At 43.8% G+C, this 26,104-nt stretch carries 27 protein-coding genes; 25 read left to right on the forward strand and 2 right to left on the reverse strand.

The annotated features are described in order from the left end of the window. Positions 1-63 precede the first annotated feature (63 nt). The 21 genes from IGI69_RS00965 to IGI69_RS01065 all read left to right on the forward strand — a co-directional run bounded on the left by IGI69_RS00965 (position 64) and on the right by IGI69_RS01065 (position 18,011). A complete protein-coding gene (locus IGI69_RS00965; RefSeq protein WP_438741480.1) occupies positions 64-1,128 on the forward strand; it encodes a bifunctional transcriptional activator/DNA repair enzyme AdaA in 1,065 nt (354 codons plus the stop codon). A gap of 301 nt (positions 1,129-1,429) precedes the next feature. Continuing rightward, positions 1,430-1,858, forward strand: coding sequence for a MarR family winged helix-turn-helix transcriptional regulator (locus tag IGI69_RS00970; protein ID WP_010748593.1), 429 nt, complete (start codon positions 1,430-1,432; stop codon positions 1,856-1,858). 10 nt (positions 1,859-1,868) lie between these two features. Continuing rightward, positions 1,869-2,831, forward strand: coding sequence for a ring-cleaving dioxygenase (locus IGI69_RS00975; protein ID WP_438739376.1), 963 nt, complete (start codon positions 1,869-1,871; stop codon positions 2,829-2,831). 13 nt (positions 2,832-2,844) lie between these two features. Continuing rightward, positions 2,845-3,738, forward strand: coding sequence for a VOC family protein (locus IGI69_RS00980; RefSeq protein WP_438739378.1), 894 nt, complete (start codon positions 2,845-2,847; stop codon positions 3,736-3,738). Between the two features lie 15 nt (positions 3,739-3,753). After that, the gene (locus IGI69_RS00985) at positions 3,754-4,362 is read left to right on the forward strand and encodes a flavin reductase family protein (RefSeq protein WP_438739380.1); all 609 of its coding nucleotides are present in this window, start codon (positions 3,754-3,756) and stop codon (positions 4,360-4,362) included. Between the two features lie 13 nt (positions 4,363-4,375). After that, positions 4,376-4,972 (forward strand): alpha/beta hydrolase, encoded by a 597-nt coding sequence (locus IGI69_RS00990; RefSeq protein ID WP_438739382.1) that lies wholly within the window; start codon positions 4,376-4,378, stop codon positions 4,970-4,972. 422 nt (positions 4,973-5,394) lie between these two features. After that, complete coding sequence (locus tag IGI69_RS00995) at positions 5,395-6,339, forward strand: sugar phosphate isomerase/epimerase family protein (RefSeq protein ID WP_438739384.1); 945 nt, start codon at positions 5,395-5,397, stop codon at positions 6,337-6,339. A 14-nt stretch (positions 6,340-6,353) separates the two neighbouring features. Then, positions 6,354-7,727 carry a PTS transporter subunit EIIC gene (locus tag IGI69_RS01000; protein ID WP_438739386.1) on the forward strand — a complete coding sequence of 458 codons (1,374 nt, stop codon included), beginning with the start codon at positions 6,354-6,356 and terminating at the stop codon, positions 7,725-7,727. Between the two features lie 14 nt (positions 7,728-7,741). Beyond that, complete coding sequence (locus tag IGI69_RS01005) at positions 7,742-8,206, forward strand: PTS sugar transporter subunit IIA (RefSeq protein WP_128432061.1); 465 nt, start codon at positions 7,742-7,744, stop codon at positions 8,204-8,206. A 27-nt stretch (positions 8,207-8,233) separates the two neighbouring features. Continuing rightward, entirely contained in the window at positions 8,234-8,896 is a 663-nt protein-coding gene (locus IGI69_RS01010; protein WP_005226763.1) for a ribulose-phosphate 3-epimerase, read from the forward strand. Next, positions 8,893-9,333, forward strand: coding sequence for a ribose 5-phosphate isomerase B (gene rpiB, locus IGI69_RS01015; protein ID WP_128432057.1), 441 nt, complete (start codon positions 8,893-8,895; stop codon positions 9,331-9,333). Before IGI69_RS01010 ends, rpiB begins: the two co-directional genes overlap by 4 nt. A gap of 159 nt (positions 9,334-9,492) precedes the next feature. After that, the gene (locus IGI69_RS01020; protein WP_128432109.1) at positions 9,493-10,245 is read left to right on the forward strand and encodes a DeoR/GlpR family DNA-binding transcription regulator; all 753 of its coding nucleotides are present in this window, start codon (positions 9,493-9,495) and stop codon (positions 10,243-10,245) included. A gap of 458 nt (positions 10,246-10,703) precedes the next feature. Continuing rightward, entirely contained in the window at positions 10,704-11,135 is a 432-nt protein-coding gene (locus IGI69_RS01025; protein WP_086294403.1) for a PTS sugar transporter subunit IIA, read from the forward strand. Between the two features lie 2 nt (positions 11,136-11,137). Further along, on the forward strand, positions 11,138-11,413 hold the full coding sequence (yajC, locus tag IGI69_RS01030) for a preprotein translocase subunit YajC (protein WP_086294404.1): 276 nt from the start codon (positions 11,138-11,140) through the stop codon (positions 11,411-11,413). A 19-nt stretch (positions 11,414-11,432) separates the two neighbouring features. Beyond that, positions 11,433-11,915 (forward strand): PTS N-acetylgalactosamine transporter subunit IIB, encoded by a 483-nt coding sequence (gene agaV / locus IGI69_RS01035; protein ID WP_005226769.1) that lies wholly within the window; start codon positions 11,433-11,435, stop codon positions 11,913-11,915. Positions 11,916-11,941: 26 nt separating this feature from the next. Then, on the forward strand, positions 11,942-12,748 hold the full coding sequence (locus IGI69_RS01040) for a PTS mannose/fructose/sorbose/N-acetylgalactosamine transporter subunit IIC (protein ID WP_438739390.1): 807 nt from the start codon (positions 11,942-11,944) through the stop codon (positions 12,746-12,748). Beyond that, positions 12,738-13,766, forward strand: coding sequence for a PTS system mannose/fructose/sorbose family transporter subunit IID (locus tag IGI69_RS01045; protein ID WP_008376454.1), 1,029 nt, complete (start codon positions 12,738-12,740; stop codon positions 13,764-13,766). The genes IGI69_RS01040 and IGI69_RS01045 overlap by 11 nt, the downstream gene beginning before the upstream one ends. Positions 13,767-13,980: 214 nt before the next feature. Further along, complete coding sequence (locus IGI69_RS01050) at positions 13,981-14,715, forward strand: GntR family transcriptional regulator (RefSeq protein WP_005226773.1); 735 nt, start codon at positions 13,981-13,983, stop codon at positions 14,713-14,715. Between the two features lie 178 nt (positions 14,716-14,893). After that, positions 14,894-16,063 (forward strand): SIS domain-containing protein, encoded by a 1,170-nt coding sequence (locus IGI69_RS01055; RefSeq protein WP_438739394.1) that lies wholly within the window; start codon positions 14,894-14,896, stop codon positions 16,061-16,063. Positions 16,064-16,249: 186 nt separating this feature from the next. Next, complete coding sequence (lacD, locus tag IGI69_RS01060) at positions 16,250-17,245, forward strand: tagatose-bisphosphate aldolase (protein WP_338400947.1); 996 nt, start codon at positions 16,250-16,252, stop codon at positions 17,243-17,245. Positions 17,246-17,522: 277 nt separating this feature from the next. Beyond that, positions 17,523-18,011, forward strand: coding sequence for a GNAT family N-acetyltransferase (locus IGI69_RS01065; RefSeq protein ID WP_086294407.1), 489 nt, complete (start codon positions 17,523-17,525; stop codon positions 18,009-18,011). Between the two features lie 170 nt (positions 18,012-18,181). Here IGI69_RS01065 and IGI69_RS01070 read toward each other — a convergent pair whose 3' ends face one another. Beyond that, complete coding sequence (locus IGI69_RS01070) at positions 18,182-19,129, reverse strand: HNH endonuclease (protein ID WP_438739397.1); 948 nt, start codon at positions 19,127-19,129, stop codon at positions 18,182-18,184. Positions 19,130-19,584: 455 nt separating this feature from the next. Between IGI69_RS01070 and IGI69_RS01075 the strand changes: the two genes are divergently transcribed. From IGI69_RS01075 to IGI69_RS01090, 4 genes are all read left to right on the forward strand, one after another. Beyond that, positions 19,585-21,351 (forward strand): DUF2264 domain-containing protein, encoded by a 1,767-nt coding sequence (locus IGI69_RS01075; RefSeq protein ID WP_438739399.1) that lies wholly within the window; start codon positions 19,585-19,587, stop codon positions 21,349-21,351. After that, positions 21,326-22,153, forward strand: a complete 828-nt coding sequence (locus IGI69_RS01080) for a hypothetical protein (RefSeq protein WP_438739401.1) — start codon at positions 21,326-21,328, stop codon at positions 22,151-22,153. Before IGI69_RS01075 ends, IGI69_RS01080 begins: the two co-directional genes overlap by 26 nt. 150 nt (positions 22,154-22,303) lie before the next feature. Continuing rightward, positions 22,304-23,467, forward strand: coding sequence for a glycoside hydrolase family 88 protein (locus tag IGI69_RS01085; protein ID WP_438739403.1), 1,164 nt, complete (start codon positions 22,304-22,306; stop codon positions 23,465-23,467). A gap of 13 nt (positions 23,468-23,480) precedes the next feature. Further along, complete coding sequence (locus tag IGI69_RS01090) at positions 23,481-25,256, forward strand: glycoside hydrolase family 35 protein (protein ID WP_438739406.1); 1,776 nt, start codon at positions 23,481-23,483, stop codon at positions 25,254-25,256. Positions 25,257-25,280: 24 nt separating this feature from the next. On the opposite strand, the gene IGI69_RS01095 is transcribed toward IGI69_RS01090, so the two are convergent. Further along, on the reverse strand, positions 25,281-25,988 hold the full coding sequence (locus IGI69_RS01095; RefSeq protein WP_008376433.1) for a GntR family transcriptional regulator: 708 nt from the start codon (positions 25,986-25,988) through the stop codon (positions 25,281-25,283). Positions 25,989-26,104 lie beyond the last annotated feature (116 nt).

Consider the following 26,104-nt stretch of genomic DNA (forward strand, 5'->3'; position numbering starts at 1 on the left):
TCATATGTTTGTACAAGCACGAAGTATTTTTGTAAGTGTAGAAAAGAGGGGGGGATGCGCAAGATGATTGAAGATAGCCGACAACGGGACCACTATTACGACATGCTGATTGAAAAAAATTCGCAATATGAAGGGATTTTTTACGTTGGGGTAAAAACCACCGGCGTCTTTTGCCGTCCCACCTGCCCAGCGAAAAAACCGCTCAAAAAAAATTGCGAGTTTTTTCAGACGGCACAAGAAGCGCTGCTGGCGGCGTATCGTCCCTGCAAACGATGTCGCCCACTCAGCTCGCCTAGCCACTTATCCCCTGACGTGAAAAGCCTGGTGGAAGCCGTGGAGAGTAACCCAGAGAAAAAGTGGACCGACAAAGATTTTGAAGAACTAGCGATCCATCCCAATACCGCACGCCGACAATTCAAAAAATATTTTGGCATGACCTTTATCGAATACTCCCGTGCACGCCGCTTAGGATTAGCGTTTAAGCAGATTCGTGAAGGAGAACCGCTGATCCAAGCGCAATTAGAAGCCGGTTTCGATTCTGGCAACGGCTTTCGAGATGCGTTTTCTCGGATTATGGGGGAATTGCCTTCCAACAGCCGTGAAAAAAAGAGTCTTTCTTCTGCTTGGCTTGAGACTAAGCTGGGATCGATGCTGGCAATCAGCGACCAGCAGCAGCTTTACTTGTTAGAATTCGTGGATCGCAGAGGGCTAGAAACGGAGATTGCTGTTTTGAGAAGCCGCTTGAATGCAGTGATCATTCCCCAGCAAACAGCAATCATCCAGCAGCTTAAGCAAGAACTGACGGAATATTTTGAAGGAAATCGAACTGTTTTCACGATACCAATTGCATTGATCGGCTCCGATTTTCAGAAAGCCGTCTGGCAGCAGCTGTTGGCGATGAAGATCGGAGAAACATACTCTTACAAACAATTGGCACAGCGAATCGGCAATGAAAAAGCCACCCGAGCTGTTGCCAATGCCAACGGAAAAAATCAATTGGCGTTGATCGTTCCATGCCACCGTGTCATCAATAGCGATGGCAGTATCGGCGGCTATGGCGGCGGTGTCGAACGCAAAAAGTGGTTGCTGGCTTTGGAAAAGCAGGTGCAGCCGACTGTAAAGGTTTGAAAAAGAGATAACTATGCGTGGGAATCAGCGCTTCATCGATCAGTACATGGAATGGATCGAATCCTTTTCATTGAAATATATATTTAGCGGAACTTATGGAACCTTTCATGAGTTCCGCTTTTTTTCTTAGATTTGGCGGGTTCATAGAGAAAAGGCGGGACCGTCGTTAGTGTCTAAGTGTTCTTTATCTTTACAAAAATAAGCAATGAATTATTTTCTTAAATACCCAAAGCATATCCTTTTACAACTTACAAAAAGTAAGTTATGATTATCTCGAATTCGAAATAAAGAGGTGAGGAAAATGGCGCATCAAGAAGAAGCGCTCAAAGCATACATCGGTTTGCTGCGTACGGCAAGTCGTTTGGAACAAGTGGCAAAAAAAGATGTCCGTTGTTATGGCTTAAATATCACAGAGTTTTCCGTACTGGAATTGCTTTACCATAAAGGCACCCATACGACGCAAGCCATCAAGGAAAAAATCTTGATCGCCAGCAGCTCCACAACCTACGTGGTCGATCAATTAGTCAAAAAAGGCTGCGTGCAACGGGAACCTAGCCAAGAAGATCAACGGGTAACATACGTCAGTATTACGGAAGCAGGCAGGGCGTTGATGGAGAAAATTTTTCCCAGTCATGCACAAAAGATTGCGGCGAGTTTTTCCGAACTTAGCAGTGAAGAATTGCAACAATTAAAAACAATTTTACGAAAAATAACTTACGATCAGAAATGAGGAAAAGAAAATGAGAAAACAAGACCAATTATTAGGGGTACACCATGTGACGGCTATGACAAGTGATGTGGAACGGAATTACCATTTCTTTACAGATGTGTTAGGGATGCGTTTAGTGAAAAAAACAGTCAATCAAGATGACATCTATACGTACCATACTTACTTTGCGGATGATTTAGGGACACCGGGAACAACCATGACGTTCTTTGATTTTCCCAATACCGCTCGCGGCAGCAAAGGAACCAATTCGATCACCCGCACCAGTTTTCGAGTACCCAGTGATGCAGCCCTTGATTATTATGCCGCACGCTTTGATGAATTTGAGGTAAAACACGAGGCAATCACCACCGAATTTGGGAAAAAAGTGTTGCACTTTTGGGATTTTGATACGCAAGCCTATCAACTGATCTCTGATGAACACAATACTGGCGTGAAAGCTGGTATCCCTTGGAAAAAAGGACCCGTTCCTACTGAGTTTGCGATTTATGGCTTAGGTCCTGTCGAAATGTCTGTATCTTACTTGGCAGATTTCAAAGGGCTGCTGGAATCCGTTTTTGATTTCAAAACCATTGATCAAGTAGACAATCGTTATTTGTTAGAAGCCGGTGAAGGCGGCAATGGCGCCCAAATCGTTTTAGTGGAAGATACCACGAGCCCGCAAGCACAACAAGGGGACGGCGAAGTGCATCATGTGGCTTTTCGCTTAGCCCACCATGACTCATTAGCAGTCTGGCAAGAAGTTTTTGATAACTTGGGATTGGCCAACTCTGGCTATGTCGATCGCTACTATTTTGAGTCGTTGTATGTGCGCATCGGCCATATTCTTTTTGAACTAGCGACAGATGAACCAGGGTTTATGGGGGATGAGCCGTATGAAACATTGGGTGAATCCTTATCATTGGCACCATTTTTAGAAAATCGCCGTGAATACATCGAAGGAGTCATCAAACCCTTCAATACAAAACGCGCCTAAGGAGGCACATAGTATGCAACCCATTCAACAGATCCACCATATTTCAGCCATCGTAGGCGATCCGCAAACGAACGTTGCCTTTTACCGTGACGTGTTGGGGTTGCGCCTCGTCAAACAAACCGTCAATTTTGATGATCCCTACACGTATCATCTTTATTACAGCAATCAAGCGTTAGAAAATGGGACCATCATCACTTTCTTCCCTTGGGCAAATGCCCATCCTGGACGAGTAGGAAGCGGACAAGTCGGCACGATCGCCTTTCGTATTCCTAAAGACAGCAGTGCCTATTGGCAAGATCATCTGGCGAAACATCAAGTAACTGTCCAAGAAAGTACATTGTTTGACCGGCCAACTTTAGAACTTCATGATCAGCATGACCTGTCTTTGGCGCTAGTCGAAGCCGAAGAATCGGCGGAAACACCAGCGATTGTAGGCTTTCATGGGGCCGTCTTGCTTTCGGCACAACCAGAAGCGACCATTCAAACGCTGGCAGATGATCTAGGACTGAACATTTTTAACAAAACAGAGAAAAGCACCCATCTTCATACCGCAGGCACCCTCGCTCATGAGATCGTCGTGCCCCATGAAGCACTGCCAGCAGGGCGCTGGGGTGTCGGCACCGTCCATCACATCGCGTGGTCTGTGCCAACGGAAGCAGTGCAAAAAGAGTGGCAAGAGTACTTGTACGATCAAAGATACGGAGTCACTGAAATCAAAGACCGCAATTATTTCAAAGCCGTCTATTTCCAAGAGCGGGGCAACATCGTCTTTGAGATCGCAACAGAAACCCCAGGCTTTTTCGTTGATGAACCATTAGAAACGTTAGGACAGCAGTTGATGCTGCCAGCCCAATTTGAAAGCCGCCGTGCAGAGATCGAAGATCGCTTGCCAGATTTATCGGTTTAGAAAAGGAGACGCTATATGCACTATTTAGATCCCAAGGATTTGACCCAACGAGAAAATTATAAACTACTGATTGGCTCCATCATTCCACGGCCAGTGGCAGTGGTCAGTACGCAATCAGCCGATGGTATCGTCAACATCGCCCCATTCAGTTTTTTTAACATCGTCAGCTCAGAACCCGTGATCCTCTCGTTGGCTATCCAGCGCAAAGAAGGGGAACTGAAAGACACCGCCCGCAATCTGTTGGCGACGAAAGAAGCCGTTGTGCATATTTTGGATCAAACAAATGTCCAAGAGGCCAATAAAACCGCGGCATTATTACCCGCAGACCAAAGCGAGTTGACGGTTTCTGGATTTACCACAACGACATCGAAAATGATTGCCGTTCCTGGCTTGAAAGAAGCCAGTGTCCGCGTAGAAACGATTCTGCATCAGCACGTACCCATCAAAAAAGACCAGCAGACCACTGCCGATCTCTTATTGTTGGAAGTCGTCGGCTACCAGATTGCAGAGGATGTCTATCAAGACGGCAAGATCGATCCCCGTGCCTTACAAGCAGTCAGCCGGCTAGCGGGAAATTCTTACGCAACGATTGGGGAGATTTTCGATATCAAACGACCAAGTTAAAGGAGGAACTTCGATGAAAGCAATCTACCAACAAGGAGCAGCCGACGCACCAGTTTTGGTGCTGCTCCACGGCACTGGTGGCGACGAACAGTCGTTGCTGGAAGTAGGCAAAGCCCTTGATCCCCAAGCATCACTATTAGGTATTCGCGGGAACGTTTTAGAAAACGGCATGCCCCGTTACTTCAAACGCCTGGCTGAAGGGGTGTATGATGAAGCCGACTTAGCACTTCGCGGCGACGAATTAGCCGATTTCATTCGGCAAGCCGCCAAAGAATACAACTTTTCGTTAGCGCAAGTGGTACTGGTGGGTTATTCCAATGGCGCCAACATTGCCATTCGCTTATTACTAAATGATAGTGACCACTTCAAAAAAGCGATCCTCTACCACGCCATGTATCCAGTCGAGAATGTACCGACGAATTCCTTGCCTGACACTCATGTGTTTATGAGTTTTGGCAGAAACGACCCGATCGTTTCCCTAGCCGACAGTGCTTACGTCCAAGAGATCTTCACCTCCCGGGGTGCAGTCCTTTCAACTGTGTGGACCCCGAGTCATCAGTTAACGTATGAAGAAGTTGAACACTCGCGCACGTGGTTGAACGAACAATAAAGCAGTGCCTCTTTCCTAATCAAACAGCGATCCTGCTGGTTGGTTAGGTTTTTTTGTTTCACGTGAAAACAATTCGAAAGAGTGAGAGGGGATACATTACTAGGGGCGCCTAGTTCAATAGCAGCCCGCTAAGGATTTGCCAAATGATCCTTTTTCTGAAACGAATAGAGTCAAATCAGCATAATCAGTGAATCAAGACAATGTGTTTTAAAATAATCCGCAAAAAATCAATTTATTTCAAATGATTTCAAAAGTGAGTTTTAACAAAATAGATGCTTGAAAATCACTTTTTTGAAGTATTTCTTTCAACAAAAGCAATGCTTCTTAGTGAATTAATTTGAAAAAATATGAAATAAAGTGGTTGTAAATGAAAAAAGTTTGTGCTATTCTGGGTCTATAATAAATGGCTAAGGAGAATGAAGATGAAGTTAGCAACGAGAATCAATTCATTTTTATCAATTTACGAAAATGATTTAGACAATATATTTGGCGCATTCAAAGAATTGGGGCTTGATTATGTAGATTTAAATTATCCGGAGCACGTCGGTGGGACGGCTGCCTCTGAAATGAAAGAGAGATTGGAACAAGCTGATTTGAAATTGAATGGTGTTGCATTGCGATTTAGAGAAGAATTTATCAACGGTGAATTAGGCAATGCTAACTCACAGGTTGCGCAGCATGCCTTAACGTTATGCAAAGAAGCTGCTGATTATTGTCGTGCAGCAGGTGGAGAAGTCGTAACCATTTGGCTTGGTTTTGATGGCTTTGACTATAGTTTTCAAATCAATTACCAAAAGGTTTGGAATCAGATTCGAGATGCCTTTATTAAAATTGCTGACTACGCACCAGATTTGAAAATCAGTATCGAGTACAAACCATTTCAACCAAGAGCCTATGCGTTCATTGATAGTATGGGTGTCACTGGAATGATGCTTAATGAGATCAACCGCAAAAATGTAGGTGTGACCCTTGATTATTGCCATATGCTAATGAAACACGAAAATCCTGCTTTTGCTGCGGATCTGTTTGCTGGAAAAGGGTTATTATACGGGGTGCATCTGAATGATGGGTATGGGTTAAACGACGATGGATTGATGATCGGTTCAGCAACACCCTTCAAAACATTAGAATTCTTGTATTATGTCAAAAAGCATAACTATGATGGTGTGATTTATTTTGATACGTTCCCTGTAATTGAACATGCCTCAAAAGAGTGCGAGCAAAACATGAAAATGATCAAACAAATGGATCAAATGATCGATAACGTAGGCTTGGCTACGATTCAAGCTGTGATCGATCAAAACGATGCAGTCGCAGCCAATCAGTTGCTGCTTGAATTTTTGTCACCAACAAATCAATCAAAATAAAAGGAGTGGGGAAGATGGATTACAAAGTGATGGCAAAAAATATTTTAGAAAAAATAGGCGGTGCGGAAAATGTTCGCAATATGACACATTGTGCCACCCGGTTGCGCCTAACGTTACATGACACCGCAAAAGCGGATGATCAAGCCGTCGAGAATATCGACGGAGTGATCAATGTCATTAATAAGGCGGGCCAGTACCAGCTTTTGATTGGGACAGAAGTTGGAAAGCTCTATGATGAGTTTGAGCCGTTAGTTAAAGGTAACGAAAGTTCTGGTAGCCCTATCATGGAAGAACAAGCTTCTGGCAGTATTATCAGCAGTATTTTTTCCGCTGTATCTGCTATTTTTGCGCCACTACTCCCAGTTTTGGCGGGCTCAGGGATTTTAAGAGGACTGCTGATTTTGTTTGTTCAGCTCGGGATTATCAGTGAAGACAGCGGCACTTATTCGATTTTATTTGTTGCTTCTATGAGTGTATTTTATTTCTTGCCTGTATTGTTAGCGTTTACTTCAGCGCGGCGGTTTGGTGCCAGTCCGTATATCTCGGCATTGATCGGGGCTGCGTTAATCAATCCTGATTTTATTGCATTGATGGGAGGAGCAGGCAACGGTGCAACGACGGAGTTTTTTGGGATTCCAGTCGTTTTGATGAACTACAATTCGACTGTCGTACCAATCATCCTTTCGATTTGGGCTTTTTCATATCTCTACAAATTCTTAGACAAACACATACCGGAGACTTTAAAATTAGTGGTCGTTCCGTTAGTCTCACTAGCGATTATGGTTCCATTGACAGTGATCGTTATTGGACCAATCGGGGTCTATAGTGGCGAAGCAGTTGCTAATGTGGTGAATTGGTTGATCGAACGTAGTAGTGTGCTAACTGGAATCTTAGTTGGTGGTGGTTGGAGTGTTCTCGTAAGTTTGGGCATCCACTGGGCAGTCAATCCCATCATGATCAATAACGTTTCGACCTATGGCTTTGATTACATCGTTCCTTTTACTTTTGCATGCAACTTCGCCGTGATAGGTACAACGATTGGCGTTTACTTTAAAGCGAAAGATAAAAAACTGCGAAGCTTTGCTTTAACTGGCTTAGTCACGATCGCATTATCAGCGATTATCGAAGCTACTTTGTTCGGCTTACTTGTAAAAAATAAAAAACTTTTCTTAGCGCAAATTATTGGTGGTGCTGTGGGTGGTGCCTATTTAGGGTTGATGCAAGTTGTAACGAATGCCTTTGTCTTTGGTAGTGTCACCACTTTTCCCGCCTTTGTAGGCTCAACTTCCTCGAATTTCATACAAGCGATGATCGGCTTACTGATTTCAATGGTGGTTTCAGCAGTCTTAGCATTTGTATTTACCAATCGAGACGAGACATTGGCGTAGAAAGCAGGGGGAATATGGGTCTATTTAAGAAGAAAAATGTTATTTATGCACCAGCTAAGGGTGTGGTGAAAAGTATTGAACAAGTGAAGGACGAGATGTTTTCAACCAAACTATTAGGCGATGGGTTTGCTGTGGTACCAACAGATGATCTTGTTACAGCACCGATTGAAGGAACAGTGGTCTCTGTGTTTCCTACAAAACATGCGATTTCGTTAAAAGCCAAAAATGGCTTAGAAGTTCTAGTCCATATTGGGATCGATACTGTGGAGCTAAATGGCGCAGGGTTCGATACCAAAGTTTCTGAAGGTGACAAAGTTACTGCCGAGAGTGTGCTGGCAAAAGTTGATTTTCCGTTTTTGGCATCACAGGGCAAAGAAACGGATGTAATCGTTGTTTTCACTAATTCCGCACAGCGAACCTTAGTGATGACAGAGAAGCAAGGGCGTTGTGGACAAGCGATTGGCGTTATTAATGAGTGAGAGCATTTGCTGACAGGAGGTAGTGTTTTGAAGAAAAAAATCTTGTGTCCATCTATGATGTGTGCTGATTTTTCAATGCTAAAGGACGAGGTTGCCGCTTTACAAGCGGCGAAAATCGATATTTTTCATCTTGATGTTATGGACGGACGATTTGTTCCAAATTTTGGTATGGGACTTCAAGATATCGAAGCTATTTGCAAATGGTCAGAAACCTTAGTTGATGTCCACTTGATGATTGAAGATCCGGGAGCGTATGTAGAGAAATTTGCGGATATGGGTGTAGATATCATTTATTTTCATCCTGAAGCAGATCGCCATCCTACAAGAACTATCAACAAAATCAAGCAAAAGGGAAAACAAGCCGGAATCGCCATCAATCCTGGAACAAGTGTAGCAATGATCGAAGAACTGCTGCCATTGATCGATTACGTGATGGTAATGACTGTTGATCCCGGTTTTTCAGGTCAAGCATATTTGACACATGTGGAAGGAAAAATAAAGCAGCTTGCTGCAGTTAAGGAACGTTATTTCTACCAATTGATGGCAGATGGAGCGATTTCGCCTGCCGTAATGACTCGCTTAAGCGCCTTAGGCGTTGATGGGTTTGTTTTAGGGACCTCCGCTCTTTTTGGAAAAGAAGAATCGTATCAAGAACTGATCTCAATATATAAAGAGGAGGATCAAGCATGAAACTAGCAATCGGTTGTGATCATGTTGGGTTCGAATTAAAAACTGATATCATCACTTATTTGGAGTCGTTGGGGCACACGGTACAAGATTTTGGGACACAAAGTGCTAAACGCGTTGACTATCCCAATTATGCGGCGGCTGTTGCAGAAGCGGTCGTAACCCAAAAGTGTGATTTGGGAATCTTGATTTGTGGCACAGGGGTTGGTATCTCAATTGCTGCCAACAAAATCAAGGGCATCCGAGCCGTGGTGTGCAGCGAACCATACAGTGCTAAGCTCTCAAGAGAGCATAACAATACCAACGTATTGGCGTTTGGTTCGCGCGTCGTGGGCATCGAGCTAGCGAAAATGATTACTAAGGAATGGCTGGCTGCTGAGTTTGAAGGTGGTCGTCACCAAAAACGGGTAGCAATGATTGGTCAGTTAGAAGTAGAATGATCAAAGGTTAGAGGACTCGCATTAGCGAATCCTCGTCTTTTTTTGTTAATGAGAAATTTATCTTATAATCGAGATCAAATTGACGAACAATGAAAGTCCTTGCTCATACCAAGAGAAAAAGTATGGTATAATTTGAAAAAAAGTGAAGTTGACCAATTAATGGAGGTTGCTATGATTCCATATGAAAGACAAGAAAAAATTTTAGAAGCTTTGGCTCAAGATGAACTGTTAAAAATAGAGCAATTGCAAAGCATTTTGCCTACTGTTTCTATCTCAACATTGAGGCGGGATTTAAAAGAATTAGAAAAATCAGGAAGAGTTGAATTGTTGGCTGGTGGCGCAGTGAAGATTTGTTCAACGGCTTCCGAAATGCCGATTGCAGCTAAGGCTGCTTTGTATTCCCAAGAGAAAGAAGCGATCGCTACTTTGGCTGCTGAGTTGGTTCACGATGGCGATGTGATCTACCTAGATTCTGGTTCGACTTGTACAGCGTTACTGCATAAAATCATTAATAAAAAAATCACGATTATTACTACCAATACGAGTGTCTTTACAATTCAACAAGAAACTCCTGCCGAGATTTTACTTCTTGGTGGCCGATACAATCCCGTTATTTCATCCTTGAATGGTCCATTGACGGATGCAAATTTACAAACGTTTAACTTTCAAACGGCTTTTTTAGGTGGTAATGGTATTGATGCTGAAAAAGGTGTAAGCACCCCCAACTTGGTAGAGGCGAACAAAAAGCGTGAAATTCTAAATAATGCCAAAACCGCCTATTTATTGTGTGACAGCTCGAAATATGGACAAGTCGCCGCGGTAAAAGCTTTTAGTACAGAAGACGTTGTCATTATTTCTGATGCTTATAACGATAAGATTGGAGAACTGACGCAAATCATCTATCCGAACTAAAAACAGGCTGGCATCTGAGTGGTATTGGTAATGTTGGAAATACAATTTAATAAAACGCATAATGGAAAATGAGTTTGGCGATGATCAAAACCAGTTAGGGATTATACCTAACTGGTTTTTTTATTAAGACAGCAAATTTGCTGATAGTTCCTTTATTTAACAACGTTGATTGTTGTATCGATGAATGGTGGAGTGACTCCTGGTTCTTTAGATACCAGGACACAAAAACCAGTGGATTTATTAGTTAAAAATAACATTATTGTCGTGCTATCGATGAATTTCAATACCTTTTTCAAGTAGTTTATTGTTTTACAATTATTGTTTTGGCGCTCTTTTTCGTATTTAAAGATAACAAAGATATTTTTATATAAAAACAAAAAATTTGTTGACAGACAAAATGAAAGCGTTTATATTGGATATGTGGTTACTACCAGTTGAGAATGAGGGGAGGACATAAGATGCTTGGTTTGGTTTTAACAGGTCATGGAGGATTTGCGCAAGGGATGGAAAATGCGCTTGCGATGATTGCAGGACCCCAAGAACAATTTCTAGCAGTGCCGTTTTTAGAGGAAAATCCGTTAGCTGACTTTGAAAAAGAGTTGCAAGGAGCAATCGATCAATTAAAGGAAACCTGTGATGGGGTCGTGATTTGTGCAGACCTTGTGGGCGGGACCCCTTTTAATGTTGCGATGACCGCTACCAATGAGGACCCGCAAGTCGAGGTCATCGGCGGCATCAATCTACTGATGCTAGTGGAAGGTTCGTTGACTAGTTATACGGCAGCCGATCCAGAGGGTTTTTGCCAAGAACTGGCAGAGATTGGCAAGAGCGGTATTTTTCACGGAAAGATCAAAGGCCATGAGGAAATCAATGAGGAAGAAGGAATTTAAACATGTGGGAAATGATCTTAGCAGCCTCAATCGTGGTGCTTGTTTTTCTCTCCCTCTTTTTGGGGGTCTCGTCTTTCCTGAATGGGAAAAATCTGAAAAGGCAGAAGGGCTATTTCGCTGAATTGCAGCAGTCTTTGAAAAAGGGACAGAAAATCAAATTGTACGGCGGCATTATTGGGGAGATTCAAACACTGGGGAAAGAGACGGTCGATCTAAGGGTGAAATCGGGAACGGTGATTGAAGTAGAACGTAGTGCGGTTGCAGAAATCATGCAGTAAATAGAAGGAGGACATATTTATGGGAGAACCAAATATTTTATTGACGCGAATCGACAATCGGTTGATTCATGGGCAAGTTGCCACCCAATGGAACGGTACGTTGGGAGCAAATCTAATTTTAGTGGCAAATGATAAGGTCGCCAAAGACAAAGTCAGACAAGGGTTGATGGATATGGCGGCGCCAGCTGGCGTCCAAACGAGGTATTTCTCGCTTCAAAAAACCATCGAGATCATTCATAAAGCATCGCCAAAACAAAAGATTTTCATGGTGGTTGAAAATCCGCAAGATGCGTTGAAATTAGCTGAAGGTGGGGTGCCGATCAAGAAACTCAACATTGGGAATATGCATATGTCAGAAGGGAAAAGACAGGTTGCTACGACAGTTGCCGTCGATGAAGCAGATGTCGATGCCTTTAAAAAACTGAAGGAAATGGGGGTGCAATTAGTGATCCAGCGGGTTCCAACGACACCTGTTGAAGATGAAAAGAAATTATTTCAGTAATGCAGAGGTAAGGAAGGAGAAAGAAAATGGATTACACGATTTTTCAAATCATTTTAGTCTTCATAGTTACATTCATTGCCGCAATCGATCAATTTAGTTTTTTAGAATCATTGTACCAACCCATTGTTACCGGGATGGTTATCGGACTTATTCTTGGAGATCTTCAAACTGGCTTGATCGTTGGCGGAACCTATCAGTTAATGACGATCGGCAATATGCCGGTGGGCGGCGCGCAACCGCCAAATGCGGTGATTGGCGGAATTATGGCAGCAATCTTAGCGATCACGCTGCAGCTGGAACCCACAGTAGCGGTTGCTACGGCGATTCCGTTTTCTTTGCTGGGGCAATATGGGGTGACGATTATCTTCTCACTAATGTCGCCAGTGATGTCAAAAGCCGACAGCTACGCCCATGATGCCAATACGAAGGGGATTGAGCGAATCAATTATTTAGCGATGGCGGGTCTTGGTACGATCTTCGGCTTGATCGTGGTCTTATTCTTTATCGGCGGTGCTGCTTTCGGGAATCAGGCGGTCGCAGCGATCCCTCAATGGTTGATGGGTGGGCTCGGCGCAGCTGGGGGCATGATGCGGTATGTCGGTTTTGCGATTTTACTAAAAGTGATGGTTTCCAAAGAAATGTGGGGCTTCTTCTTTATGGGGTTTGGTTTAGCCACGATCGTAATGGCGGCACCTTCTTTGCAAGGACCAGCCTTGATCATTCTAGCCTTTATCGGTTTTGCATTAGCCTTTTGGGATTATCAAATCCAGTCCAAATTTAAAGTAGCAGCAGCCAATACCTATGATTTCGGAGGCGACGAAGATGGCATATAATATTCCCGATTCTTATAGCGAACAAGCGCCCGCAGAACAACTGGATAAAAAGACCTTGAACAATATGGTCTGGCGTTCCTTATTTCTACAAGCCTCTTTCAATTATGAGCGAATGCAGGCAGGAGGCTGGTTATTCAGTATTTTACCGGGATTGAAAAAGATCCACAAAAATGAAAAGGACTTGGCTGCTTCAATGAGCCATAACTTAGAGTTTTTCAATACTCATCCATTCTTGGTGAACTTTGTGATGGGGATTATTTTATCGATGGAACAAAACAAAGCCGATATTCCCATGATTCGGGCAGTGCGAGTCGCTGCAATGGGGCCGCTAGGCGGGATCGGTGACGCGTTATTCTGGTTCACTCTGGTACCGATAACAGCTGGTATCACAGCCAATATGGCGATCAATGGCAACATCGCTGCACCGTTTATTTTCTTACTGGTATTCAATGCGGCCCAATTCGGCTTACGGTTCTTCTTGATGCATTGGTCCTATCGTTTAGGGACAGATGCGATTGGCATCTTAACGGAAAATGCCAAAGAATTCACCCGAGCAGCGAGTATTTTAGGGATTTTTGTTGTCGGTTCCTTGACCTGCGTGTATGGGGCGACATCTTTGGATATTCAGATCCCTAACGGCACTACCAATGAAGTGACGCAAGCGACGACGATCGTGGATGATCAAGCAGCCATTGCCGCTTACGAAGACATGCTGTATACCACGGATGAGAATGGTCAATTGACTGACACATTGCAAGAAAATGCGGCGGTCAACGAACTGGCTAACGGCAAATATGAATTGACGTTTAACAAAGTCAACGAAGTGCCTGTGACGATCGATATTCAAAAAATCCTCGATGGGATCTTGCCGCAAGTGATTCCATTGACCATCACACTGATGCTGTATTTCTTCTTATCAAAACGCGGCTGGACGCCGTTGAAATGTATCGCTTTGCTGCTAGTGATCGGCTTGATCGGTTCTGGCTTTGGCCTGTATCCATCCATTTGGCCGCAATAAGCAAGCTAGCAGAAGAAACGACGCAAAACGTAGGAGGAGTTTTGCTAAGCAAGCAACAGCTGACTTTTCAGCTTAGCTCGTGCTGGCAATTGGTTCATTTTCCTGCGTGAAAAGACACAAATTCAGGAAACAGAGCCCCTGTAGACGATTGTTTGACACGCCTATCGGGAAATAGTACACTCGTTATGTGGTAGTAACCAGTTTGGAGGGGCTTATGAATATCAATAAAAATCGACAACCATTATACGATCAATTGTTAAATTTACTGATTGAAAAAATCGAAAATGAAATGGAAGCAGACACAATGCTTCCCTCAGAAAGAGAGCTGTCAAAGCGCTACGGATTAAGTCGGACCACCGTTCGCTTGGCTCTACAGGAGTTAGAAAAATTAGGCTATATTTATCGCCAACATGGCAAAGGCACCTTTGTCTCGGATATCCGCAAGCAGGCAACCAATTTATCAGGTTCGTATAGTTTTACCGAACAGATGAAAGCACTAGGAAAACAACCAGAAACTAGAGTATTGGCATTCAAAAAAATGGAAGCGACAAAATATTTTGCCACTCAGTTGCAAGTTTCCATCGGCGAGCCGATCTACAAGTTAAAACGATTGCGTCTTGCTGATGGCCAACCGATGATGATCGAGCGTTCTTATCTGCCGGTCAAACGTTTCATGCATTTAACGAGTGAGATGATCGAGCAAAAACCATTGTACGATATATTTCATGAAGACTTTCATCAAGTGATCCGCCTCGCGGACGAAGAATTTTTTGCCAGCATTGCCAGTGCGAAAGATGCGGCATTGCTGAAAATCCACGAAGGTGCGCCGGTGTTGAACCTGGTACGCAGCACGTTCAATATTGAAAATGAAGTGATCGAATACACCTTGAGTGTTGCTCGAGCAGACCAATTTAGATACAAAGTCCGCCACTTGCGTAACGACGAGTAGCGCATTTCCTAGACAGTCTGAAATGATCCACTCGAGCAAAGAAAAGGTGTGTATTCAACACCAGTGAGGTCGAGGAAGTTTGCCCTTTGGGTGATCGCTAAGTATTCATCCAAGACAACGCTCCTCGTACCGTCACTGGGAATACATACTGGAAAAACAGTAGCTAGGAGGAAGAAAGATGTTTCAACTGTCAACAAAGGAATTAGCAGAATTAGGTGCGGAGATTACAACAAGAGAAATCAAACAACAGCCAGAACTTTGGCAAGAAACCTTGACGATCTATCAAGAAAAGCAAGAGACGATCGAGGCTTTCTTACGTACTATCAAGCAAAAGACGGACAAACGCATTCGGGTAGTCTTCACGGGAGCGGGGACGTCGCAATATGTCGGAGATACGATCGTTCCTTACTTGAATAAGACCGGCGCAACTGCGGATTATCTTTTTGAAAGTATTGCTACGACGGATATCGTCGCTGCTCCAGAACAAGTTTTATTTGCGGATGAACCAACACTGCTCGTTTCTTTTGCTAGAAGCGGCAATTCACCAGAAAGTTTAGCAGCGGTCAAAATCGTCGATCAATTCGTTGCCGACAGCTATCATTTGACGATCACTTGTGCAGCCGACGGATCTTTGGCACAACAAGCTGCCGCTGATGAAACGAGCTATCTGTTATTGATGCCTGAGCGGTCAAATGATGCTGGATTTGCAATGACGGGAAGTTTTTCTTGCATGGCTCTTTCCGCACTGCTGATTTTTGACCAGACGCCGCTGACAGAAAAGAGGCATTATGTTGAAACCCTTAGCCGATTGGGGCAAGAAGTCATCGACAGAGAAACAGAACTCCAAGTACTGACGGACCGTTCCTTTAAGCGGATCGTTTACCTAGGGTCAGGCACGTTGTCGGGGTTGACCAGGGAAGCACAGCTAAAAGTATTGGAACTGACTGCGGGAAAAATCGCCACCGTGTTCGATTCATCGATGGGCTTCCGTCATGGACCGAAATCATTCGTAGATGATCAAACCCTCGTCTTTGTCTTTGTCAGCAATACGCCCTACACGCGGCAGTATGATCTTGATATGTTGGAAGAGTTAAAAAGTGACGGCATCGCCGCCGCAGTGACCGCCATCGGACAGCTGGCAACTGTGAATTTTTCAGGAACAAACTTTTTCTTTCCAGATGACACATTATTGCCAGACGGTTATCTTGCCTTAGCAGACATTGTCTTTGCACAAACGATCGCACTGTTGGCATCGATCAAAGTCGGTAATACACCCGACACCCCTTCGCCAACGCGTACCGTCAATCGGGTGGTCAAAGGCGTGACGATTCATCCGTATAACAACTAACGATGACTGAGAAAGCCCACCACGAGCACGTATCTTTTCGTGTACGAAGTCGATACGTGCGGTGGTCAATCAGTCGAACGGCTTCATCAATAGACATCTTTATACGTGCTGACAACCGTTTCGCCAACGCTGAAAAAAAGTGAAAGCGGTTGATTCTTTGGCATGGACAAAAAAGGAGGAATTTTAATGAAAGCAACCGTAACGAAAGCCAAAAAAGCAGCGATGGATCGCCTGTCAACGAAAGAAGGAGTGATCGCAGCTTTAGCGATCGACCAACGAGGTGCCTTGAAAAAAATGATGGCAGCACTGGGCGTGGAGGCTGACGCAGAGAAAATCAGCCAGTTTAAAACGCTAGTCTCACAAGAATTGACCCCTTACGCGTCTTCTATTTTATTAGATCCAGAATATGGGTTGGCAGCTGCGCAAAGCCGTGATCCAGAGGCGGGGCTTTTGCTGGCATATGAAAAAACCGGCTATGATGCGACTACGCCGGGACGTTTGCCTGATTTATTAGGGGAATGGTCAGTTGAGCGATTAAAAGCAGCAGGCGCCGATGCCATCAAATTTTTGCTTTACTATGATGTAGATGAAGATGCCCAGATCAATCAGTTGAAACACGTCTTTGTGGAACGACTCGGCAGCGAGTGCCAAGCCGCTGATCTGCCCTTCTTTTTAGAAGTCCTTTCCTATGATGCTAAGCTACCTGAAGTCGACTCAAAAGCGTATGCGCAACGCAAACCAGAAAAAGTCATCGGATTGATGAAGGAATTTTCGAAACCACAGTACAAAGTTGATGTGTTAAAAGTGGAAGTACCAGTCAACATGAATTATGTGGCAGGTTTTGCCAAGGAAGAAGCCGTGCATACCAAGGAAGAAGCCGCAGCGTATTTCAAAGCGCAAAGCGATGCAACGCATCTGCCGTTTATTTTTCTCAGTGCAGGCGTATCAGCCAGCTTATTCCAAGAAACACTGGTTTTTGCCAAAGAAGCCGGTTCAACCTTCAATGGCGTCTTGTGCGGCCGGGCAACGTGGAAAGACGGTGTTGATCCCTTTGTAAAACGAGGAACAGAAGCAGCCCAAGAATGGCTAGCAAGTACTGGAAAACAGCACATCGAAGACTTGAATGAAGTGATCCAAAAGACCGCCACTTCTTGGTGGGACAAAGTCGCGGTCGAAGAATAGTTTTTGCGCTGTTTGACAAGAAAAATGGCCAGTAATCAGACATCTTAAGGGCTTTTGAGAAGAAGTGGTAGGCTTCTGACTTAAGGCTCTAGGGTGTCTTTTTATGACTTGACAAGTTCGGTTATCATCGTAGGAATGCAACGTAAATAGGAAGAGGTTGCGAGAGTAATTTACGAGGGGACTTGAATAGGATAAACTAGCAATAAGAGCCATCAAATCCACCTGCTTCACTTTTGGTCGAAATAAAGTTCAATAAACCTACAATAAAGGAGCATTCATGAACGAGTATACGTTTCATTCCGTCACGTCAGAAAACCAACAAGCTGCCTATAGTATTTATCAGAAAAACCAGGCCTATTTTGCTTTAACGAAAGAGACACCTTCCATCGAACAACTCATGCGAGACATGACTGTTCTTCCGCCAGCCGTGGCTCAAGAGCAAAAGGTATTTTCTATCATTTATTCTGATCAAAAACCTATTGCTATCATGGATTATCTTGTTGATTATCCGCAAGAGGGCACTGTGTATATTGGCTTGCTACTGGTTGGCGAAAGACGTCAGGGGCACGGGCAAGCTATTTATCAGCAAGTAGAACAAGACTGGCGCATAAAGGGGATTTCTCTCGTATCTCTCGCTGTTATTGAAGAAAACACAGCCGGTAGATCTTTCTGGGAGAGTCAAGGATTTAAAGAAACACGAAAAGCCGTGACAACCGTCAGTGATCATGAGGTAAGTGTGGTCTGCTTTGAGAAAAAGATGAAATAGGTACTTAAAATAGAAGCAGCTAGAATAAAAGTAAATAACGTCCAATAGTTACCCTAAAGAGAATTATTGAACGTTATATCAAAGATAATTAACTAAATTGAATTATAAAAAAGAATTTAGGTTTTCAGTAAAGGAATAAAATCCTATTCTAAACACTCCATTTATGGGGCTTATCCTATAAATATATTTTTTAAATGGTATGTTAAAAATTCTTTATTTAAATCTTCTCTTTTATATGCTAATTCCTTATTATGAAAAGGATTGTGCGGGTCTGTATGAATAATTTTTTGTGAGTGAACGTCTATTGCAATTGCCCCATAATCAAATTCAACATGGTGGTTGGGACAAAGTATAATAATGTTACTCTCTATATCTGGCCCTTGATGAATACCCCCAAGTTTTTTTAAATGATGTCCTTCGGAGTAATATTTTTGTTTGGACAATGAAATGGATTTACCGCAAATTTGGCATTGATTATTGTATTTTTGCTTCATTTTTTTAACAAGAGACGTGTCCCTAACAATCCTATCGATAGTTGTTTGAATCCGGGTAACCTGCCCACCACTTCCCACACTAAGAAGTTCTTCTGAATCACCTTCACGTACAATATTTTCTGATCTCTGCTTGTTTTCGTTATAGTAGACCGGTTTTTTTATATAAGGAGTTAAGATTTCTAATAGCTCATTACTAACAGGCGCCAAGTATTTCTGTGCGGGTTGCATTCGCACACCTGTTTCCGTATAAAAAGATTTTTGAGGCGCTATTGCTTTTAATGCGTCTTTGTTCTGATCGATAACTTCCTGTAAAAAAACTTTGTCCTGAAATTCTGTGTAGTACTTTAAGGGGATTTGATAGTATTCGTCATATCCATCCCAATTAGCTGGGATCGGTGGCGGACTTGATAAGATTTTATAGGAACCAGCAACTTGAGAACATCCCCATAATCTATGATTGATATTTCGTTTTTTGTCTTTGATAGAATGTAAAATCATATCCCCCTCTTTGGGTTTCCTCATAATTGTGTTCCATGATGAAGCAACGGGACTCCATAAAACCTCTCCTAGCTCCCAACCTTTTCCTCCATGGATGGGATTAGACAATTCAATATATACGGCCATCTGCGCACTCCTTTCTGCTACTATGGGTATTTATTCAAATAACGAATTCTATTTTATTATAGACAATCATTCTTCTTTCGTCATGTCTATTTGAATCAAAGTTTTTTGTCTTTAGTATATTATCAATACTTAGAAATATTCGAACTGAAAAAATGTAAGAAATGTTTATCATGTGATGGATATCTATAGTATAATTTCAGGAAAATTTTTTATAAAAAAAAGTCACGAAATCAATGTTTATTTATAATAAATTCCTCATTTTATCTAAGTTAACTTTCACCATTTCTCCAATCACTTTCCCATAGCTTCAATTCCTCTTTTTTTGTTAACAGGTTAAGTCAAAAATCCCTCGAAATCTTTTCTCATTTTTCAGCAGTATTGCCAGTAGAAGATCGCTTGATAAAAAAGCCGTTGCTTGCTATTCTGTTCTGTAAATTGACAGAAGGAGATGGCGTATGAAGCAAATGGCAATCAAAGAGAATCCGTTTTTGACGCGTCTGGATTATCAGCAGGCATTGGAAGACATGATCACTCCTTTGCAAGCAGCGATCTTGGCAGATGATTATCCAGGATTGAATCTAGGTAGCAGTGGGGCCGTGTATGACCGAACACGGGCTGAGATGGAAGCGCTTGTGCGTCCTTTGTGGGGGCTGGCGCCTTATTGGAGGGTTTGCCCAGATGATCCGTTACGAGCAGCTTACGTAGAAAAAGTGATAGCAGGGACAGATCCTGAACACGCGTTTTACTGGGGAAGGATCACGGATTATGATCAATACATCGTGGAAGCAGCCGCATTGTCATTGACCCTATTGTTCCAGAAGGACGCTTTTTGGACAGCGTTGCCGCAGAAGAACCAGCGAAAGCTAGTGGCTTGGCTTTCCCAAGCACTTGAGTGCAAGATTCCTAAGAACAACTGGACATTCTTCAAAGTGTTGATACGCGTTGCCTTGTTTCACTGTGGGGAACCGTTAGCAAAAGACGCATTGTCCCAAGAGTTGGCATTGATCGATTCCATGTACATTGGCGATGGTTGGTATGTAGATGGGAAAACGACGCAGCGAGACTACTACATTCCTTTTGCGTTTCATTATTATGGCTTGATTTACGCTACATTTATGCAAGACGAAGATCCAGAATGGGCGCAGCGTTTTAAAGAGCGAGCCACGCTATTTGCGCAAGACTTCGTCTATTATTTTGATGAAGATGGCGAAGCCTTGCCCTATGGCCGCAGCCTGACTTATCGGTTTGCGCAAGGGGCGTTTTTCTCGGCACTGGTTTTCGCAGACGTCGAAGCGATCCCATGGGGACAGGTTCGAGGACTACTGACGAAGCACTTGCGCAATTGGATGGCACAAGAAATTTTCACTTTCGATGGTCGCTTGTCCATCGGGTACCACTATGAAAATCATGTGATGGCAGAAGGGTACAATGCACCAGGCTCGCCTTATTGGGGGCTGAAGACCTTTTTGCTTTTAGCGGTCGCAGAAACGCATCCTTTTTGGCGGGCTGAACCTGAGCCAATCAAAAGAGAGCCGCAAAAACGGATTGAAAAAGGCAATATGTTGCTGGTGCACAACGAAAAAAGCCATCATCTGTTGGGGTATCCTGCAGGCTTGATGCTTGAACAGCAAGCCCATGCTCAAGCAAAATACAGCAAATTCGTCTATTCGAGCAAACTTGGTTTCAGTGTGCCGAAAGCTGGCGTCACGTATGCCGAAGGCGCCTTCGATAGCACATTAGCTATTGCTCGAGATGGCAGCTATTTTCGCACGAAGGGCGCAGTCAGGGATTATCGGGTGACGGAAAAAGGGGTCTTTTACCAATGGGCACCCTTTGAGGAGGTAGTGATTGAAACTGAGATTTATCCCTTTGGTCAGTGGCATGTGCGCGTGCACGAGTTGACGACGACGATTTCGTTGGACCTCCGTGAGGGCGGGTTTAGTGTACCGCTGACTGGACGGTTGCCTCAGGCCCAAACAGGATCGACCTGGAGTCGAGTCAGTGAAGAAGGCTTTTGTTCTCAAATCATCAACATCGAAGGCTATCAACAAGCCAGTATTGTTCAGCCAGAAGCCAATACCTCCGTCTTTTTTCCAAGAACTAGTTTTCCATACTTAGCACAGCATATCCTGCCAGGGAAGCACCGTTTGATTTGTTTAGTCGGTGGTATCGTAGAAAAAGAAAGGATCGATCCAAATGATTACGCTAGCAATAAAAAATAAGCAGGACCAGGTGATCGTCGGTCGCATCGACCATGAAAAAGAACCCGCGCCGTTTCAAGTTTCTGGTGATGATTTGGCCGTATTAGCCATTAAAAACTATCCCTATGAGGAAGGGGATAAGATCGTCGTTGAGGTGACGGGGGAAAATCCGTATTATGTCCTTCAGCTTGATGAAACCTTAGCACCATCACTGATCTATCTTTCCCAATCCACTTGGGAATATCAGATCCCTTGGACGGAATCTCATCGAAAGTCCTCGGTGGAAACGGTCTTTGCCTCGCAGCGCCATCACCTGATGGTGCGTAAAGCCCATGCGTTTGAGATCACGAATTATCAAAATTTATCTTTCAATGCCCATGATCAAAAGTCAGCGACAGGGGCGTATCCTCATGCTTCAGCGAATGTGGAAACGCGAGATGATTCCGTCTTTTTTGCCAAGAATGCGATCGATGGAAAATATGGCAACCGATCCCACGGTTCGTATCCGTTTGCTTCTTGGGGCATCAATCAGCAAGCCGATGCTGCATTGACCATTGAGTTTGGTCGTCTCGTCTTGATCGATCGGGTTCGCTTCCTGTTACGGGCAGATTATCCCCATGATAGCTATTGGACCAAAGGGACCTTGGTCTTTGCTGATGGAGAAGAGCTGGTGGTGGAAACGACAAATACGGCGTCTTTTCAAGAAGTTCGTTTTCCGAAAAAAGAAACGACTAAGCTGACCTATAAAGAGCTGCAAAAAGCAGAGGATGATTCCCCGTTTCCAGCTCTTACACAAATCGAAGTATTTGGTTGGAACTGTTAAAAAAAAGAGGACAAGAGCATGACAGGTCTGCATTTGTGGGCAGTTGTCATGCTCTTTTTTTAGGAATCAATGAAGGAAGGTCGCTTTTTTTGTTCGTTTACGTTATAATGATTTCAGTTAATATGTTAACAAGTTAAGAGGAGGGTAAACATGCGTCTGCAAGAGAACAAACAACGCTTGATCCTGTTAGGAGAAAAAGTGACCGATGTGTGGTTAGCGGATAAAATCACCGCGTGCATCCAACAGATCGAAAAAAATAGTCAGCGCTTTGGCACACAGTTTCCTTCAGCCTGTGCCACCAATGGAAAATATCGGCTGAAAGGCAACGATGATTGGACCAATGGCTTTTGGACGGGGATGTTGTGGCTCGCCTATGAGTGGACCAAAGAGAAGAACTTTTTGACTCGAGCAATGGAGAATATCGACAGTTTTCAAACGCGCTTAGACGACCATTTTGTATTAGATCATCATGATATTGGATTTTTATATAGCTTATCTGCCGGTGCGGGCTACAAGATCACTGGCGATGAACACTGCAAGCAAGAAGTCATTCAAGCAGCAGATGTTTTGTTGGCACGTTTTCAAGAAAAGGGGGAATTTATTCAAGCTTGGGGCACTTATGGCGACCCACAAGAATACCGCTTGATTATTGATTCGCTACTGAACTTGCCGCTTTTATTTGCAGCAACCCAATTATCGGGAGAGACTCGTTACGCAGAGGCCGCGAGTAAGCATTATCAGACAGTGCGAAAGACTGTCATCAAAAATGACGCCACCACCTTTCATACGTATTATTTCGATCCTGAAACGGGGCAGCCAAGTCACGGTGCGACGCATCAAGGAAACAGCGACCAATCGATTTGGGCACGAGGGCAAAGCTGGGCGATTTTAGGGCTTCCTTTGAATGAAAGCTACTTGCATAGCCAGCCTTTTCCAGAAAATTATCCGCAGATCGTGGAGGTGTTTTTGGCTCATTTACCCGCAGATCTCGTGCCGTATTGGGACTTTGATTTTAACGACCAACATCCTGCTGAAAAAGACAGCTCAGCTTTAGCGATCGCGGCTTGTGGCTTGTTGGAAGCAGAGAAAATGGGGGCGTATCCCGATGCCCAAAAAATCGCTAAAGGGATGCTTTACCAATTAGGCGAGCAGTATGCAGCGAGCCAAGTGCCAGAAAATGAGGGCTTATTGTTGCATGGTGTGTATGCTCATGCGGAAGGCAAAGGCATCGATGAACCCAATCTTTGGGGAGACTATTTCTATTTAGAAGGATTGATCCGATTGGCATTGCCTAATTGGCAAAGATACTGGTAAAGGGGAAGACGACATGCGAACGTTTGAGATAAAAGAAGATTTTTTGTTAGATGGAAAACCAATCAAATTGATCAGCGGAGCGATCCATTATTTCCGTATGACACCGGCGCAATGGACAGATAGCCTCTACAATCTAAAAGCACTGGGAGCCAACACAGTTGAGACCTACATTCCTTGGAATCTCCACGAACCTCGTGAAGGAGTCTACGACTTTGAAGGAATGAAAGACATTTGTGCTTTTGTAAAGCAAGCCCAAGCGCTAGGCTTGATGGTCATTTTGCGGCCTTCCGTCTACATTTGTGCTGAATGGGAATTTGGCGGGCTGCCAGCTTGGCTGTTAAACGAACCGATGCGGTTGCGCTCAACCGACCCACGCTTCATGGCAAAGGTGCGTAACTATTTTCAGGTCTTGCTGCCAAAACTTGTGCCGTTGCAGATCACCCATGGGGGACCAGTGATCATGATGCAGGTGGAAAATGAGTATGGCTCTTATGGAATGGAAAAAGCATATTTGCGCCAGACCAAAGAGTTGATGGAAGAATGCGGCATCGATATACCCTTGTTTACTTCAGATGGGGCATGGGAAGAAGTCTTGGACGCTGGGACATTGATTGAAGACGACGTCTTTATCACAGGCAATTTCGGCAGTCGTTCCAAGGAAAATGCGGCTGTGATGAAAGAGTTTATGGCAAAACATGGCAAAAACTGGCCCATCATGTGCATGGAATATTGGGATGGCTGGTTCAACCGCTGGGGCGAGCCGATCATCAAGCGAGACGGTCAAGACTTAGCTAATGAAGTCAAAGAGATGTTAGCAGTCGGCTCCTTGAATCTTTACATGTTCCATGGAGGCACGAACTTTGGCTTTTACAACGGCTGTTCCGCTCGGGGATCGCTGGATCTACCACAAGTGTCCAGCTATGATTACGATGCTTTACTGACAGAAGCAGGAGAACCTACCGACAAATACTATCAGGTACAAAAAGCCATAAAAGAAGCCTGTCCCGAAGTGTGGCAAGCCAACCCACGGACCAAGCAATTAGCGGCATTAGGAACCTTTCCCATCGAAAACAGTGTCTCGTTATTGGCCATCAAAGACCAGCTGATGACACCGCAAGAAAACATGTATCCACTAACAATGGAAGTTGCCAGTACAGGCTACGGCTATTTGCTCTATTCGGTTCAGTTAAAAAACTATCATCGAGAAAACAAATTAAAAGTGGTAGAAGCTAGCGATCGGCTGCATATTTTTACCGACGGCCAATTACAGGCGATCCAATACCAAGAGACGCTAGGCGAGGAGCTATTGATCCAAGGGGCACCAGATAAAGAAACCATCGAGCTAGATGTCTTAGTGGAAAACTTAGGGCGCGTGAATTACGGATTTAAATTGAATGGGCCTACACAAGCCAAAGGCATCCGTGGAGGTATCATGCAAGACATTCATTTTCATCAAGGCTGTCGTCATTACCCATTGACGCTTTCCGCAGAGCAGCTGCAAGCCATCGATTATCAAGCAGGAAAAAATCCGACACACCCCTCCTTTTATCAAACGACCTTCACGCTGACAGAGGTAGGAGATACGTTTATCGATTGCCGTGGGTATGGGAAAGGCGTCGTTATCGTCAATGGCATCAATCTTGGTCGCTATTGGCAACGTGGCCCCGTGCATTCCTTATACTGTCCGAAAGAATTTTTGAAAAAAGGCAGCAACGAAGTCGTGGTATTTGAAACCGATGGCGTTGAGATCAAGGAACTCGTTTTCTGTGATCAACCTGTCGTAGAATAAAAAAATAGAAGTAGAGACCCAAATTTACGCGGGCTCTACTTCTATTTTTGTTTTGAAATATTTCCAATGCTTGTAGCTGACGATGTATTCAGCGACACTTCCATCTGCCAAATAGGAGTGCTTGACTTGTTTGACCGCAGGCTCTCGGAAGCTCAGTTGCAATAAGTTCAACAATTCAGCGTCATCAGGAAAGACGATTTCGTTGGTTTCAACAGAAGCCAATGAGAAAAGGTCGATCGCAAAGTCTTTTCGGACCCGCTCATAAACACTAGCATATTGGTTGAGGTTTTTGGCGATCGGTTCTTTCATCAGCTTCTTCGGCAAATGAGTGATGTGAACCAAGAAAGGAACGTCGCCAAAATAGCGGACTCGTTTGATTCGGTAGTAGGAAGCACTGGCAGCCAATCCTAATTCTTTCAAAATCTCTGGGGCATTTCCTTCTTCCACCGCAAGGACCTTGACCTTTTCTTGGTCCAGTGAATGCAGCTCAATGTCGGAAAACTTCACACTCTGAGATACTTTTGCTTTTGAAACAAAGGTCCCTTTGCCTTGGATGCGATACAGATAGCCAGCACTCGTCAATTCATTCAACGCTTTGACTGCCGTGATCGAACTAACAGAATACATCCGCTTGATATCTGCCTCTGAATAAAACTTATCACCGGGAATGAATTTATGGTCTTTGATTTCTTGTAAAAGATCTTGCTTGATCTGCTCATACTTTGGCAACACAGTGGTTTCCCTCCATTCCATATGAATACATCAAGCATAACATGTTAAATCCTTTCCTGCCACTTAATTATTGTAGAAAATTCGTTGTTTTCCAGTCTATACAGGTCTGAAAAATA

It is taken from the genome of Enterococcus sp. DIV1083b, assembly GCF_051713705.1.
GTDB classification, from domain to species: domain Bacteria; phylum Bacillota; class Bacilli; order Lactobacillales; family Enterococcaceae; genus Enterococcus_D; species Enterococcus_D casseliflavus.